This is a genomic window from [Mycoplasma] gypis (genome assembly GCF_016924775.1).
Taxonomy (GTDB): Bacteria; Bacillota_I; Bacilli_A; order Mycoplasmatales; family Metamycoplasmataceae; genus Metamycoplasma; species Metamycoplasma gypis.
In genome coordinates this window covers 261,990-279,289 of the sequence record NZ_JAFFTD010000001.1, presented here as the reverse complement: position 1 = coordinate 279,289, position 17,300 = coordinate 261,990, and the positions used below count along the sequence as shown (strand labels likewise).

The 17,300-nt window shown below is 26.1% G+C and carries 9 protein-coding genes; 4 read left to right on the top strand and 5 right to left on the bottom strand.

Annotation, left to right across the window (positions count from 1 at the left end):
- Complete coding sequence (locus JV175_RS01250) at window positions 1–375, bottom strand: NUDIX domain-containing protein (protein WP_205498521.1); 375 nt, start codon at window positions 373–375, stop codon at window positions 1–3.
- Between the two features lie 161 nt (window positions 376–536).
- Between JV175_RS01250 and JV175_RS01245 the strand changes: the two genes are divergently transcribed.
- Window positions 537–1,307 (top strand): triose-phosphate isomerase family protein, encoded by a 771-nt coding sequence (locus JV175_RS01245; protein ID WP_205498519.1) that lies wholly within the window; start codon window positions 537–539, stop codon window positions 1,305–1,307.
- Window positions 1,308–1,402: 95 nt separating this feature from the next.
- Here JV175_RS01245 and JV175_RS01240 read toward each other — a convergent pair whose 3' ends face one another.
- Entirely contained in the window at window positions 1,403–3,253 is a 1,851-nt protein-coding gene (locus JV175_RS01240; RefSeq protein ID WP_205498518.1) for an MATE family efflux transporter, read from the bottom strand.
- Between the two features lie 103 nt (window positions 3,254–3,356).
- Between JV175_RS01240 and JV175_RS01235 the strand changes: the two genes are divergently transcribed.
- The 3 genes from JV175_RS01235 to JV175_RS01225 all read left to right on the top strand — a co-directional run bounded on the left by JV175_RS01235 (window position 3,357) and on the right by JV175_RS01225 (window position 8,411).
- Window positions 3,357–4,166: a tRNA1(Val) (adenine(37)-N6)-methyltransferase gene (locus JV175_RS01235; RefSeq protein WP_205498516.1), complete on the top strand. Its 810-nt coding sequence runs from the start codon at window positions 3,357–3,359 to the stop codon at window positions 4,164–4,166.
- A 187-nt stretch (window positions 4,167–4,353) separates the two neighbouring features.
- Entirely contained in the window at window positions 4,354–5,667 is a 1,314-nt protein-coding gene (locus tag JV175_RS01230) for a hypothetical protein (RefSeq protein WP_205498514.1), read from the top strand.
- Window positions 5,668–5,825: 158 nt separating this feature from the next.
- Window positions 5,826–8,411 carry a hypothetical protein gene (locus JV175_RS01225; RefSeq protein ID WP_205498513.1) on the top strand — a complete coding sequence of 862 codons (2,586 nt, stop codon included), beginning with the start codon at window positions 5,826–5,828 and terminating at the stop codon, window positions 8,409–8,411.
- A 118-nt stretch (window positions 8,412–8,529) separates the two neighbouring features.
- Here the strand turns inward: JV175_RS01225 and JV175_RS01220 are convergent, their stop codons facing one another.
- The 3 genes from JV175_RS01220 to JV175_RS01210 form a co-directional block, all read right to left on the bottom strand.
- The gene (locus JV175_RS01220) at window positions 8,530–10,716 is read right to left on the bottom strand and encodes a hypothetical protein (RefSeq protein WP_205498511.1); all 2,187 of its coding nucleotides are present in this window, start codon (window positions 10,714–10,716) and stop codon (window positions 8,530–8,532) included.
- Between the two features lie 224 nt (window positions 10,717–10,940).
- Complete coding sequence (locus tag JV175_RS01215; RefSeq protein WP_205498509.1) at window positions 10,941–12,776, bottom strand: hypothetical protein; 1,836 nt, start codon at window positions 12,774–12,776, stop codon at window positions 10,941–10,943.
- Window positions 12,776–17,227 (bottom strand): V-type ATP synthase subunit I domain-containing protein, encoded by a 4,452-nt coding sequence (locus JV175_RS01210; RefSeq protein WP_205498507.1) that lies wholly within the window; start codon window positions 17,225–17,227, stop codon window positions 12,776–12,778. Before JV175_RS01210 ends, JV175_RS01215 begins: the two co-directional genes overlap by 1 nt.
- Window positions 17,228–17,300 lie beyond the last annotated feature (73 nt).

Here is a 17,300-nt window from a genome sequence, read left to right as displayed (position 1 = left end):
CTAAAGATTTTTAATAAAAGCTCTTGCGGCTTTTGTAAGTGGTAGTTTCAATGCTTCTTCCTCAGTAAATCAACCGCCTTCTTCATGGATTAAAAATTTAATTTCTCCCTTTGTTGTAACTTTATAAAAGTTTACTTCTTGACTTCCCAATTCGTGAACGTTAACAATTTTTTCTAAAAATGTTTGGCTTGTTACTTCAACTCCTAATTCTTTAGCAATCAAACGTTTTAAACCGTCATCAAGACTTTCTTTATAATCAACTTTACCACCAGGCAATTCAAAAAGATTTGGATTGTTTCCGTTAACGGGTCTTTTCAAAAGTAAAAATTCGTTTTTTTCGTTTTTGATTAATCCCACTGCTACTTCTAATACCATAATAAAATTATATTATACAAGTTTGCCTTTAAACTAGAAATAGCCATTTTTTTTATTAAAAATGAAGTTTTTGGGGTTCAAAATTAAAAATTTAAGTTTTTTAGAATGACTATACTAAAACAAAGTATAATTTTAACATTATTTTTTAAGGAGAGAAAACTGTGAATAAGTATTTTTTAATTGGTAACCACAAAATGAATTTAACTTTCACTGAAGAAATTCGTTTTATGGTGGAACTAGAATATTTATTAAGTAAGAAAAAACCACAAGAAATATTTTATGGTGTTGCACCTTCGATGTGTAATCTTGCTGTTAAAACATGACTTACAGGGGTAAGTAAATCGAAAATCAAAGTTGGTGCACAAAACGTTTCTATGTTTGAAAAGGGGGCTTATACTGGTGATATTTCTGCAAGCCAATTAAGTGATTTAAAACTAGATTTTGTTATTATTGGTCACTCTGAACGGCGTTTATATCACGATGATACTGGTGAAAAAATTAATCAACGGATTAAAAATGCATTAACAAAAAATCTACATGTTATTTTATGTATTGGTGAAACAAAAGAAGAATATGAAAAAGGATTAACAAAACAATCACTAAAACAACAATTAGACCTTGCTTTAGCTGGCATTGAAAACAGAAACAATATTATCGTTTCGTATGAGCCTATCTGAGCTATTGGAACTGGTTTGGTAGCTTCAAATGAACACCTTGAAGACATTTATTCATGACTAGGTAATTTACTACCTAATACAATCTTTATGTATGGTGGTAGTGCAAAACCGGAAAACATTGCCAGAATTCTTGACATTCCTTATATAAGTGGATTTTTAGTTGGAAAAGCTTCACTAAATGCTGATAGCTTTTATGAAATGCTAATGATTATGGATAAGCACACCAAAGCACAAAAAAATATAATTAAAAAATAAGTAGCTTTTGAAGCTACTTTTTTTTACATAATCATTTTTTAATTTTAATTAAAATATAGGAAACAAAAAATGACGCATTAAGCGTCAATAATAAATTAAGTTTGAATTGTTGGATTTGATTGTTTACGTCTTAATTCTTCGTTAATTTTATTTTCGTGAATAACAGCATTATCAAAGAATTTTTTTTCAATTTTTAAGCTTCATGTCATTTTAACGTTGTCGATGTGTGGCAGTGTTTTATACAATCAGTGAATCGACATAGTAAAGATAATAATACCAGTAACTAGCGCATTAATTGCAAATCCTGCTGAAACCATTAAAGAAGAATACATATCTGCAATACCGGCTTTTTGCATTCCAAAACCGATTCCAACAAAAGCACCCATAACAAATCAGAAAGTAATAAATGATTCCATTGCAGTAACAAGAATAGACATTTTAATATCGTTTGTTGCCCTGAATAAAAGGATTCCCCCAATCGCCATTGAGTAAAATACCATTCTTACCATGTTGATACGAATAAAATCAACAACACTTGAAATCTTTTCTTCTGGAACATACAATATCATCGCAAAGTAACGTGCGAAGATTGCGACGATAGTATAAACACAGATCGAATACACAAAACTAATTAATAAAGATCATCAATATATTTCCCGAACTCTTTTTACATTTCTTTGGGTGTAATTGTAGCTTAGAAGTGATGAAGTACCATCAGCAATTCCAAATAAAGCTAAGAAGAATAATGTGATGGAAGGTGCAGCTTTAGCTCAATTATAAACATTAACAAAACCATCGCTATAAGGTAAGTAATTAAATAGCAGAGTAATAATAAAGTTAGTTAAAGCTACTCCAAAAGTTCTAACAAAAGCACTAAGTCCAAGTAACGAAATTGGCGCTAATAAACGGTATCTGAATTTAAATTTAAAGATATGTTTTAAATCAATTCAGGTTGTTTGTTTTTTATTGGAACGATAAATATAAATAAAGTAAGCACCAACATTGACAAATCAACCAATAATTGTTGCTATCGCTCCTCCGAGAATACCCATTCTTAAAACAATAATTAAGATTGCATCAAATACTAATCCGATGATATTAGCAAGGATTGCTCAAATCATAACGTATGAGTTTTTACCTTCAGCTCTAATTAAATATGAAAGTAAAACATAAAGTCCTTGCAATATATTTCCTGCTCCATAGATATAAATATATTGTTTGGTTCATCAAACAGCCATATTGTGACTTGCATCAAAATAACTTGTTAAGATATCACTTGCTTTTATATTTTGATATTTATCAGCAAAGTGTTCATTTAAAGCTCCAAAAAAACTTGATTCTAATTTTGAATGTGATGATACAACTTCGACTAACCCAGCTCACATTGCAATAAATACAATGAATGTTGCAGCTGCTGAACAAACTATTGTCATTCAGAAAGAAGTTGCTCAAAGATCTTTTCCGGTGTGTTCAACTTTTTTTGATATACATTTTGTGTAATAAACACTTGTTCCCATGGGGATTAAAAATGTTACGGCATTTAAAAAAACCACAAATGGTATTGTTGCATTAACCGAAATAGAAGCAATTAAATCACTGGAAATATTGCTAGAAGATAGCCCGTTTTGTGAAATTAGTTGTGAATAATAGCTAAATATTTCATCAAATTCCTTCCGCGATAAAGCGGTAATATTTTCAGGTAAGTAACTGTAAATTAAACCTGTTTGGTTAGCTAAATCACCATTGAACATTGCTAATGTTTTTGGAACGAAATTTAGAACAAAAACTTGGTTAAAAAATGAATAAAGCCCCATCATTAGCATCGTTAGTAAACCAGGGATAGCAACAATAAAAATTGCTTTTTTAATTGGTGTTTTTTCAAATAATTCCACAGCACGATCTTGACCATGGATTTCTTTTTTATTTCATTTCTTTATTTTAATCATATATAAAATTTATTTTATTCTTATTTGACATAAAAACCAAATAAAAAGCAATTTTTTTTGATTATTTTTTTCAAAAAAAATTCTTGTTAGTTAAAATACTTATATGACTGAAAATAAGTTTAAAAAACCTCTTAAAAAAAGTTGAGTTAAAAATAATCTTGGTTATCAAGATGGGTTGGAAATATATCAAGATAAAGAAATGTTTTCATACTCAGTAGACACTATTTTACTTGGTAATTTTTGTTCCTTAAATCGTTCAATTCGCAATGTCTTAGAAGTTGGAACTAACAATGCAGCATTAAGTATATTTGTTGCACAGCGTTCGCAAAAAATTAATATTGATGCTGTTGAAATTCAGCCAGAAGCTGTAGAACTTGCTAATTATAATGTTGAATTAAATAACTTAAAAGATCGAATAAATGTTATTAATGAAGATTTTAATATTTTTGCAAAACAATATGCCAAAAAGATTGGAATTAAAGAAGCGAAAAAATATGATTTAATTATTTGCAACCCACCTTATTACAACAAAGAAAACAATATTGCACGTTCAAAAACAACAAAATTTCAAGAAATCGCAACTCATGAAATTTATTTAAATTTAAATCAACTTGTTAGTGGTTGTGCAAAAATTATCGAACAAAAAGGTTATCTTGCAATCGTTTTACCAATTTCCCGTTTTATTGATTTAATCGAAACATTAAGAAAATATAAATTTGAACCAAAAAGAATTCAAATGATTTATCCACGTGTAAATGACATTGCCAAATTTTGTTTGGTTGAATCACGTTATAATGCGGGATGAGGTTCACATTTTCTTAAAAACTTATATCTACACCCCCAAGATAAAAAAAATCATACATACAATGAAGAAGTGAGGCAATTATATGTTCCTCAAAAAATAAAAGAATAATTACTTTTTTATAAAACAACAAGAAAATTTTGTATTTACCAATAATTTAAAAAAGTCAAGCAAAAAAAACAAATAATATCAAAAAAATAATACTTTTTTCGTAGTTTAAAAATATAAGTGCTATAATTTTTACACTATTTCGATATCGAAATATTATTTTTTTATATATAAAAAAAGAGAGGGAATTATGAAAACAACCAAAAAAATTCTTAACTTTTGTTTACCACTAGCCGTGACTTCGGTGTTGAGTATTCCTTTCGTTTTTTCTTCAGCTTCACAAGTGAATACAAGCTATGATAAAGAAAAAATTAAAAATGAAACACAACGTCTGAATTTTATGATTCAATCTCAAAAAGCATATAGAATCTTACAGAAAAAGCTTGATTTTTTAGTTGCTTTATGAGAAAAATATTCAAACGAGGTATATATTAATTTTAAAAAAAATGCTGAACAACCTGAAAAAAATCCTATTTTTACAACCAAATTGTTTAATGATTCAAATATTAAAATGAATGATGGGAAAACTTTACATTTTGTTAAGGATGATCGTGACATAAATTCTGATTTAAATAAAGAATTTTTAGATTTTATAAAAGAAAGTATGAATGATGGTTACAGCTATTTAAATGAAGAAAAAAGCAATCGTGAATCATTCCTTAGTGCTTATAATGAAGATTTAGATGAAGAATCCCCTGATGATGATTTATCTAGAGACTTTTGGATGAGAACTTTAAATCCTACATATAAATCTAGAGACACAAATAATGGAAGGAACTATATTTTTAATGTTGAGACTGCTTACTTGTTTAAAAGAGAATTTATAAAAAAGGGATGATTTAATGAAGATGCTATTCAACCCATAGATGGTAGTTCTTGGTTAGATAAAAAATATTGAGAATATATTCAAAAACATGATATAATATCTCCTTATTTATTGACAAATGAAGATATTGTGGATAGTGATCCTGATTCATATTTTTATGAAGATGATGAGGAACGTGACGATACCTCTATTATTAAATTAAAATTAACCGCTCCTAATTTTAACGTTCCTTCTTTTTCAGATTCGTGACTAGCTAACCGTACTTACTATTACAACAACTATAATATACAAAACTTTTATTTTAATTTTGGAAATAAAGTCAATTATACATTTCCTTTTGATAAATCAATAGTTGAATCAGATGAACAAAATGAAAAAATTCAAGTGCCTATCGAAGAAAAATTATTCAAATCATCAATTCAATACTTAGAACCAAATCCAATTACAATGCCAAATGTTGATTATTTATCAACTAATTTCTATGACTATGGTAATGATGTTTGAAAAGAAATGAAATTTAGCAAAGATGCTGATAATGATATTAAAAATTATGAAAAATACGCACTTGGTAGCATTAACCTTGGTATAAACGATTCATATAAATCAGCATATTTTGATAGAAGTACAATGAAAGCTAAATATTTTTATGGACTTGCTGTTAAAGATAAGGGCGTATAGGTGATCAGGAAGACCCACAATATACTCAAAATTTTGAAGACAAACTTCAAACCTTAAAAAACAGAAAAGATGAAGCATCGCAAAAGCTAGATTCAAGTGATAACAATGAACTTAAGGATGCTATTAACACTTTAAAATTTGCTGCTGAAAATTTTGAAGTGTTTTTAGAGGATAAATATAGAATAAAAGCTTGAGACGATGTTATTTATGACTCATACAATGATCCTGAAAAGTCAAAATATAAATTAATTTATAAAGATAAATTCTGAAATCCAATTATAAATAATGCATTTAAAGACTACAAGCTTACAAAAATGGATTTAGATAGTCTTAAAAATATTCTTTTTGATATTGATGGCACACCTTTTATTGATTATTACATAAATAACCATTGGTTAAGTGGTATTTATTTAAATACTAAAAATTCAAACAATAGAAATAACGTTTATGAATATCGTTATGAAGTTCAAATGATGGCTGATGACTTTTTGGAAAGAGCAAATAAAGAAATTGATAAATGATTAAACAGAAATCTTGTTGATAATAATGTTGCTAAAAAAGAATTTGAAGGTTATGAAGATGGTGATTTTACTTATCGCGACTGATGAATAAATCAACTACCTTTTGAAAAATTTGGTAAATACAATTCATTAATTCAAAAGGGGATTCAAGATATTAAAGAAAAAATTAAAAAAGAAAATACAGAATTTTATAAAGGTGATCAAACAGGAAATATTGATAACATTTACGAATATAACTGAACAGCCTTAAAGCAAAAAGTTGATCTTTATAAAACATACTTTTCAAATGATATACAAAAATCATTTAACTATTATATAAAACCAGTATTTAGCTACGGTTCTTTTGATGAGGGGACTAAAAATAATAATTCTGTAAGACTGCAAAGCATTTTTAAAAAATATATGCCTAAATTCGCAAATCAAATTAACCTTCTTGATACTAAATATAATTTTTTTATGGATTGATTCTCGTACAATAATCGCAATATATTGGAATTATTCAATCAAACTGAAGAAGTGTTGAAATTAGAGCCAAACATTGCTAAAATGACAAAATTAATTCGTAATGAAAATGAATCTAAAATAGACTTCTTAAAAAGAGGTTTAACTCAACTTGAAAAAATTGAACGTGAATTGCAATATTACGACAAGTTAGCAGATATTTTTGGTCAAACTCAAGAAATATTAATACACTTAATTAAAGCAACTGAAGGTCAAGCAGTTTATAATCTAGCAAAAAAGATGAAAGATGAAGCAAAAACTGATGAACAAAGAGAAGCGTGACAAAAGGTTTTTGATAAATATAATGAACTATTTAGTCAACCTAAATATCAAATCAATGAATCAAAAGTTCATAAAAATGCACAAAATAAAGTTTATTGATCTTCACCAGAACAATGAGTTAAAGAAAATAAAGATACTTTACCTATTAAAACCTTATTCAGAAATGGTGCTTTGAATTTATCAAGATTTAGTTTAGACAAAGAAGATTATACAAAATGAAGTCCAGATGCATTTAGTCGTTACGTTGAAGATTATCCAAGCTATGTTGACTTTGAAGTGACTAAACCCGATAATCCTGATCAAAAAATAAATCTAATTGATGAAGCGTTACAAAAAATGTTTAAACCAGCAACCTTAATTAGTCCACACACACTATTAAGTGACAAGGCTGTTTATGATAGACTAGACTGATACGCAAAAGGTTTCAAAATTGATGATAGAATAAATGGTAAACCTACAAATAATTGAACAATAGATCAAGTTGATTTTGATTCTACATATGATCACACTGAAGTAGGCTTTATCGAATTTAGTAAAATAGCTATTTCAAAAGATGTTAAAAATAATACACTAGAATTAACATATAAATTAAAAACTGTTGCTAAAGACAAAGTATACGAAAAAACATACACTAAAACATACACTAATTTCAGACAAATTCCAAAAGCAGAAGAAGTCAAAGAACCTGTTTCACCAACAACTGAAAATCCACAAGCGGACAAAGAAGCTAAAATCGTTAACGAACTAGACTCTTATGCTTCAAGATTTAATTTAACAGATCTAATTAATTCAAAACCAACAAATCAAATGTTTATAAGTGAAGTGAATGCACAAAGTGTTTTCGATCATGAAAACTCTTCAGATATTAATTTTGTAACTAAAAACGTAGCAGTTAATGCTGCCGATAATACAGTAAAACTTGTGTATGTGTTAACAAAAGATAACGTAAGCAAAGAATATACAAAAACTTATTCTAATTTCAAGAAAAAAATTGCTTGAACAGCAATTAATACAGATACTACAATTATAAACACTCAAGGTGTAAACAATAATCTTACTGAATTATCAAGAAAAATAGATGAAGTAAAAACAATTAATAGTAAACCTACTACAGAATATACATTAGAAGAAGTTACTCAAAATGATACTTTCGATCACCCAGAAGTACCAAGCGATGTAAAATATGAAGTGGTTTCACTTGTTAAAAACCCTGAACAAAATAATCTTGTTCTAACTTATAAATTAACTAAAAAAGGTGTTGAAAAAACATTTGCAAAAGTATATGATAATTTCAAAGTGATTAAAAAAGAACCAGTAGTAGTTGTTCAACAACATAAAAAACATGAATGAATTTGATATTTAGTTATGTCATTACTTTCATTGGGAGTAGTTCTATTAATAGCTTTAATCGCTAAAAAACGTCATATTGAAAATAATTAATAATTAATCCGAATAGCAAGAGAAATCTTGCTATTTTTTTATTAAAAATATATATATGGTTTAAAAAAATAATAAAAAAGTATCAAGCGTTTAACTTGATACATAGATTATTTATTAATTATTTTTTCATTCTTTTTAAAAGAAGAGCTAATCAAATAATTGCAACAACAACACCTAAAGAAAGTAGAGCGACTAAAACAATTATCAATGTTCTATATTCTTTTCTAAAATCAGATTTGTTTTTTGTATCTTCTTTTGTTTTAACAGGTCGTGAAGGTGTTGGTTGGTTTTCGGTAGGTTGTGCTGTCGGTTGAGATGGTTTAGGGCTTAATTTTGAAGCGAATGTAGTGAAGTCATTATTAATTTGGTTAGGATTTTCACTTGCAAAATCTTTATTAAATAATTTTTCTTTTTCTAAATTTAATTCTGGACTTAAATTACTTAAATCATATTTATCATTAATTTTTTGTTTTCAACTATTTACTAAATTGTTTTTTAATTCTTGATTTAAATTATTAATAAATTCTTTATTTTCAAGATTATTTGGATTTTTGGTATTTTCTGGATTTAAATATTCTGAAACTAATGAATCTAGTTTTTGTTTTTGTTCATCATTGATTAAACCAGCAATGTCAGGGTTTGTAACAAAATTACTTAAATTATTTATTACTTCTTTTTCATCATTAAATTCTTTAAATTCTTGTAATAATTCTTGTTTTTGCTGTGGATTTAAACTCTTTAGATTATTAACGGTAAATTTATCTTGGAAGTATTTAGGTGTTGATGCAGTGAATGAAGAATCATTAATTTTAGCAATAACAGTATTTATATCATCGTTTTGACTTAAATCATTTTTAGCGCTTTCTAATTGTGATTTTAAAGCATTTACGTCATTTATTGATGCATTTAAACTATTTAATAGACTTTCTTTAACTTCTTGTGTTTCTGTACTTGTTAATTCATTAAATTTGTCATTTGTTTTCGATTCAACTAATACTTTTGCTTTTTTATACGCTTGATCAAAAGCACTTTCTTTTTCACTGTTTAATAAATATTCTAAACTTGATGAAACTCCACTAACATTATTTAATGTTTCAGAAAGTTGTTTCATTGCCTCGTTTAAAGAATTTAAATCTTCTTGAGTAGATGAATTTTCGATTGCTCCATCAACTTGTTTAAAGTTTAAAAATGGATAAGTAGTTTGAATATTTTGTTTTTGTTGTTCTTGGCTTTGTGCTGCATCTTGTTTGTTTGGTTGTTGATCATCAGTGTCTTCCTCGTCACTTGTATTAGTTTTTGGAAGATCTTGTTCAATGTATGTAAAAATTCAGTTTATTAATCTTAAATCTTTAGTCGATAAAGAATCGTCATTATTCATTCATGAGTATTTTGCTGAAATTTTACCTTCCACTAAGTTTCGATAATCTGCTAATTTGCTATATCACGCGTTCATTTGTAATTTATTAACTTCTAAATTATTGGCTTTAAAGTATTTAAAGTTTTCAGTAGCTAAATTAAAGTCATTTTTATTCTGGATAGCTTTTAATTGTTCGAAGTAAGCTTTTATTTTTTGTTCTTGAATATTGAAATTAATATCAAAAATATTTTCATCTTCAATTGATTTTAGTGCACTGTTAACTGAATCATAAATATCGACATAACCCATGAATGCATTTAAACTGTTTTCAAAGTCTTTAAGGGTTTGAGCATTAGTTTCTTTATCCGATAATCATCCTTTAACATTGCTTGCTTTGCTAACTCCGTCTAGGATATATTTAGGGATAAAACTTGCTTTGCTTTCAATAAGTTTTGCATAGTGGTTAATGACTGAATTTGGGTTTTGAGCTTCGTTTTTATAATCGCTAATTGCTTGATAAATAGCAGATAATTTCATAGCATTAATTGAGTATGAATTATCTTCAGGAACTGTATTATTTTGAACTTCTTGTTCATAAGTGTCGTGATTGTATTGAGAAAGTTGTCCTAAAACCTTTAAAGCTTCTTCAAGGCTTTTTGCTAAATTTGTATATTGTGAAGCACTTAAAGTTGAAATTAATGCAAAAGGAACCCCTTTAGTTAATGATTCAGCAACTCTTAAGTTTTTATCAACTTTCGACATTAAATCATTTAGTTGTTTTTTATCGTCAGCACTTCATTTTTGTGATTTTGCTAATTCTAACTGTGGAATTGTTAAATTTGGATACTTGGCAGCATCTTCTTGAATTTCATTACTCATCGCAATCATTGGTGCTACTGCTAAGAATGGTAATGGTGATAAAATTCAAAGAAATTTTTTGTTTTTCATAAAAATCCTTTCAGATGATTTTTCAATTAAATAATATTGAAACTCTTAATATTACATAAAAGTTTCTTAATATATTAAATTGTATAATTTTTTTAAAAAATTTCACTGATTTTTTTATTTAATTTCATTTTTTAACACTGATTTTTAGCAATAGAAGACAATATTTAGTGCATTTGTTTTTTTATGCAAAAAAAGTTAACAAATTACTTTGCTAACTTTTAAAATTATTTAATTTTTATATATTTTGGTAAGTAATACAAATTATAGTTTTGCATTCATTTATCTTTTGTAATTAAGATGTTTTCTTTAATTCTTGAATTAGTTAAATTAACTTGATCTAAGTCAAAATGTTTAGTTCAATCGTTGATTTTATCACTAAATGTTGCATCAACAATAATTTCTTTTCCATCATTATTTATGAAAGAAAAATTAACATGTGGTAGGGGTGTGTTATCTTCTTTATTAACATAATAAAAATTAAATAGAATATTTTTAACTCCCATAGCATCAAGACTTGCATATAAAAATTCACTATATCCTTGACAGTTAAAGGTTATTTCACCTTCTTGATCTGCGAAAATATAAACCATTTTGTCGAAACTTACTCCATTTGCTGGTGCATAGTGAGTTTTTACAGTTAAGTATTTAACGATTGCTAAAATTCTCTTTTCAAGATCTCATTGTTTGTTAATAATTGTTGGTAGGATTTGTTTAATGACTAAAACATACTTTTTAAACATTTCATCAATTCGCTGAATCTCTTCATTTGTTTTTTGGTGGATAATATTTCCTTCGTCATCATCATAGTCATTAATGTTTAGAATCTTTTGCACTTTTCAACGCATATAATCATTAACACGATCAAATTCTTCATTATTTGCTCTAACCTCAATAAAGGGTTTTACAGTTGAATAAGAATCGATATTTATTGCATTCTGAGCAGAAAAAACCATTCATTTATCTTTTTTATAAATATTGAAATTTTCAAGATATTTATTGATTTTAGGAATGATTTCTTGATTGAAATGTTTATCTAATGTATCCGTAGATCGAGTAATTGAACCAAGCTGGTTTTTTAGAACATCTTGAATTGCTTCTTGATATTTTTTATAGTAATTTCGTAAGTCGCTGTTAAGCATATTTTTGTAATTTTCATCGTAAAAGTTTGCAATATCGTCTGTGTATTGATATTGCTTAATTAAATTTTGAACTTGAGAATACTTTTGTTTAATTCAGTTTAAAAAATTTTGTATATCATTTTGACTTTGATTAAATTTTTGTTCTGTGTTTATTAAAAGGATTTTTGGTTTTAAAATTTTAATATTTTCAACAAAATTTACAAAAAGTTTTTTCAAGTCATCATTATGCATTTTTTCATTAATTTGTTGAATAAGATTTTCTAAGTCAATTGTTGCAATTTCTGAAGTCAAAATTTGTTTTTTTCAGTTAAGAAAACCTAAAAATCAGTTTAAGAAATTAGCAATGTTTTGATTAGGACTAATGCTTGAATTTGTGTCTAATACTGGAAAAATACTGTTAATATTGTTTTCTAAGCTTTGAATTAACTGATTTAATACTGAATTTGGTGAATTCTTGGTAATTTCGTCATCTGAATCAATTGCAGTAATAACTGAATTAATTATTAATTTATTTCCATAAAAATCGTTTATAAGTTTTTTGTGTTTGAGTATTAACTTATTTAATTGATAATCATAAATTGCGACTTGTTTTTTAATTTCTTCTTCAGTTGGGTATAAAGACTTTAACGCCACATTTATCTTATTAATAATTACTTTTATTTTGTTTATTGTTTCATTTTTTATTTTATTTTCTTCCAAAGCATAATAGCTTTGTAATTTGGAAATTTTTATTTTTTCTATATTTTCTATTTTTGGCTCTAAAAGAACGTTTTGAATTTGATATTTATTTTCAATAAATTGTATTATTTTATCTTGATTATTTTGTGTTGTTTGTTGTGTATTACACGTTGTTGCAATAAAGCTAATAGAAATCAATGGTACGCTCATCAAAGCGTAACTTCAATACATTTTTTTAGACATTATTTTAATTGTGAAATTAGTAAGTTAATTCTGTTGTTATTAACTTCAATTGCACTGTTTTCAAGATTATCAATTTGCACATTTAAAAGTTGTTTTACTTCTTCGACTTTGCTTTTGATTTGTTCATCTTGATTATTTTTTGTTTCATCACTTAATTTGTCATATTCTTTGTGTAGATTTTGATTTTGTAAAATCAATGATTGTCTTTTTTCAAATAGTTGTTTCAAGGTTTCAAATGATTTTTGATAGTATTGATAATTGTAATTTAGCTGTCTTAAAACGATATCTCATGAATCTGAACCGCTAGTTTTGTCATTAATTCAGTCTTTTAAGTTTAAATATTTTTCGCTATCTTCACGGGAATCAATATTGTCAGCTACTCATTTATTAATTTCATTAATTAAACTAATTGTTTTTTCTTTAATTTTTTGTTTTTTTGCAACGGTATCTCTAATTAATTTATCTGTTTCGGCTAATTTATCTTTAAATCTTTGAATTTCTTTATTAAATGCTTCATCATCGTAACTCATAATAGCATATAAACTGTTTTTATCTTTTAAGATGCTCATGTTTCATTTTGCTATTTCTGGATCTTCATTTTCATTTGCAATACTGTTTGTTTCACTAGCTTTTTGTTGTAATTCTTCCACAATTGGACTATGTTTTTCAACTAATTTATCAATTTGACTAATTTTGCTATTAAAAGTGTCTAAGGCATCTTTTAATGCTTGTGAGTAAGTTTGTAAATCTGAAGTTTTTAAAAGGTTTGTTTCTTTATATGAATCATAATATTTATAATAAGCCATGCTTAATTCATCAACATTCTTTTTGTAAATAACATCTGAATAATATCTATTTAATACTAAACGAACTTGTTTTCTCTGCTTATCGAAAACTTGGTATTGTTTTTGTAAATCTAATGACTGTGTTTTAAGGTTTGTTAAATTAATCAAGAATTGATTTAAATCGTTTATATCGATAATTTGTGTTTCATCTTTATTCATTAATTGTTTTAACTGGATTGAAATATTATTTTCAAGATAAGAATTATAGTCTAGTCATGAGTCAATATCATTTTCATAAATTTCTTCTCTTAATTTTTTAATTTTTTCAAGAACACTAATACGTTTTTCATCACTGCTGTTTAATTTTACAAGACCATCAAGTCTTTGTTTATTTAATTTTTCTCAGAAACTTATTTTTAGTACAGAAGGTGCTAATGCAAGGTTTGAAAATTTTGCATTTTGTTCATTACCTAGCTTATGAAGATCTGTAAATAGTTGATTTTGGAATTGAGTTTCAAAATCAATAATCATTTTTTCATAAGTATTAATATTTTCAACTTTTAATTGCTCTTTTCCAATTGCTTCATTAACAAGATTTTCTAAAAATGATGCTTTATTATTTAAGCTTGGATTTAATAAAGCAATGCTTTGAAGTTCTAATACTCAGTTTTTAGCGTTAAGGTTTTTGATATTTTCAATATTTTTAATATTATCTGTTTGTGTGTTTAAAGTATTTAATTCTTGCTTAGATTCTTCTAAAAAGTCAGGAACTAATACTCCAAAAGAATTTATAAATAATGTGTAATTTGCTATATATTGTGATAATGCTTTTAAGTTATTTTGTCTTAAGTAACCATCAATAATTTGTGTTAAATAATTTTGATTAATTTCTTGCGATGTTGGAATAAAATCATCAATTGCTTTTTTTACTTCTTTTACAAGCTTTTCTTTTTTGTTATAAATATTTTTAGCAATAAAGAGGCTAGATTCTGTACTAATATTATTTAAATCTTCAAAACCTTTTTTAAATTTTTCTAATATCTCTTGATTATTATTTTGAATAATTTGTTGGAACTCTAAATTCACTTGTTTCATTTTATTGTTAAAAGTTTGAAGTTGTTCTTGATAATCATTTACAACTTTTTGAGCTTTTTGACCATAATTTTCCTGTGAAACATTACCGTCTCAGATTGCAGCTACTCTAAATGAGTCAAGATAGCTTAAAATATCTTCAGAAATTCAGCTTTCGATTTGGCTAGCTGCTTCTTCTGATTCTTCATCATTATAATCAAATAAATTGCTTGCTTGTTTAAACATTTCAACTGCTAAATCTAAGTATTTTTGTTGATATAAAGCGGTGTCATCATCATCGCTTTTGTTTAAATCTAAGATGTTTGTTGCATTAGTTTTAAAAGTTTCTAGATTAGATAAATAATCAGCTTTTAGTTCTCTTGCATCACCATGACTTAAAAAATGAATATTTAACAAATTCTCAATAAATTGTTCAGAATTTTCAATATATTTAAAATCCTCAGCAAAATTTAAAATTGTTTGTTGTAGAGTTTGCTGTCTATTTTTATAGAAAGTAAAAGTTTGTTGCTTCGAAAATACCATTTTTTGAAAATTTTCAACAAATTTTTCTAGTTTAGTAGCTGTTAAAACATTTGAATATTTAAGCTCTTGAACTATATTTAAAACATTCAAGGTGTTAGTATTGTAATAATTATTTTCTGTATATTGGTTAAATAATTTTTGATATTGTTCTAGTAAGCTGTTTGCTAAATTTTTTTGATCTTGAATAAATGATAATAAGTAATTTTCATCACTAACTTTATCAACAAACGCAGAATATTGGTTTAAATCACTATTTGTTTTTACATTTGATAAAGAAGCAAGAAGTGAACTGATAACATCATTTTTAAAGGTATTATTAATCTTTTTAAAGCTTAAAATTGTGTTAATTGTTTGCTTTGTTTTTGTCACTTGTTGTTGGTAAGTTGTTTGATATTGTTCATTTTTGTTTTGAATAGTTTCCAAGATTTCTGACATTTTTTTTGTGTTTTTATCCACATCTGTTCAAGAAGGATTCTTAGCATTTAACAATGCATCTAAATTTGTTGAAGCAATTTTTTTGACAAGGTTTTGATCGTTTTTATAAAGATCTTGATAAATTTTAAATTGATAGTAAAAATCGTTCAAGAATGATGCGTTTTTTGTGGTTTTTGAATTTTGTAATAAATAAGGTACAAAATATGTTGACATAAATTCTTGATAGGTTTCACTAAAATTAGTTTCGTTATCTAAATTTGTTAATAATTGATTTTTAAGATTTTCTAAATCAGGATTATTTTGGATCAAAATATTGATTTTACTTAATGTTTTAGAGGCTAAATTATCATCTAATGAAGTTAATTTTTGATTTAAATACTCTAAATATTGACTTTGTTCATTGATGCTTTCGTATTCATTAACGAATTGTGTATAAATATTTTTAAATTGATCAAATTCAATATTATTTAATTCGTTTTCTAAAGGTAATGAATTAATTAAGTTATCAATTCTACTTACAAGTGAATAATTTATTTTTTGAGTCTTTAGTTGATTTAAAATATCACGTTTTTGTTTAATTGAATCAATTTGACTATTACGTAAATTTATTTCTTTTTCTAGATTTCAAAAAGCAACTAAAAAGTTTACAACTTTTTCGCTAAGAGTTTCTTTATCGTCAAATTCATTTTGATCAAAATCATAAACTAATTTTTCGATTTTTGAAGCATAGTAATTTTTGTCTTGTTGTTGCAGAGAATTAGCAAGAATTTTGGCTTTTGTAACATCTTTTTTAAAAGTGTTGCTGCTTGTTGCAAAATCATTATTTCATAAATCTAGTTTTAATTTTGCAATATTATGTTTTTCAAGAAGATTTTCTAAATCATCTTGATTTTTTTGATAAGAAATAACTTTTTGCGGTTTTTGTAATGTTTTAATAGCTTGAAAAATATCAATTTTTTCTCCGCTAAAAAAAGTTGGTAAACTTTCAGCTAACTCTTGTGAAATTAAAATTTGATTATGAATTTGTTCTTGAATTTTTTGTGCTTCATTAATGCTTTTTTGTTGTTTAGAATTCAAATTGTTAATTGTAAATTCTAAACGAAGATAAACATCTGTTAATTCGTTTAAAGAATTAATAAGGCTTAACTTTTGCGCTTTTTTTACTAAGTCTGAAAGTGATTTTTGCAAATTACTAAATTCATAAGAACTTGAATTTTGTAAAACTTCTTGTGTTTGATCAATTTGTTGTTTAATCTTATTAAGACGAGCTTCTTTACGATTATCTAAATTAGTATTATTAAGTGAATATTCTTCTAAAGCGTTTCTTAATCTTATTGCGCTTTGCAAAATATCTTTATTGGTTATTTTTTCGCTTTTTAAAACTGTTTCAATAACATTAAGTTCTTGTGCTAAAGCTTGTTGGGTTACATTATCTTTTTTAACTTCTATTGTTGTTAATGTTTTTGAAGCTGAAGTTAGTTTTTTTAGTGTGTCAATTTCAGTTTTTGTAGCTGGTGTGTCAGGATTTTCTGTACTACAGCTAGTCGCAACAAATAAAGTTGTTGTTGCGGCTATTAAAACTGCTGAAGATAAAAATAAGCTTTTTTTAATTTTCATAAATAAAAATCTCCTTGTTTAATTAACAGGAGATGTGTAAAATTATTTTTCCCAATTCTTTCAACACGCTACG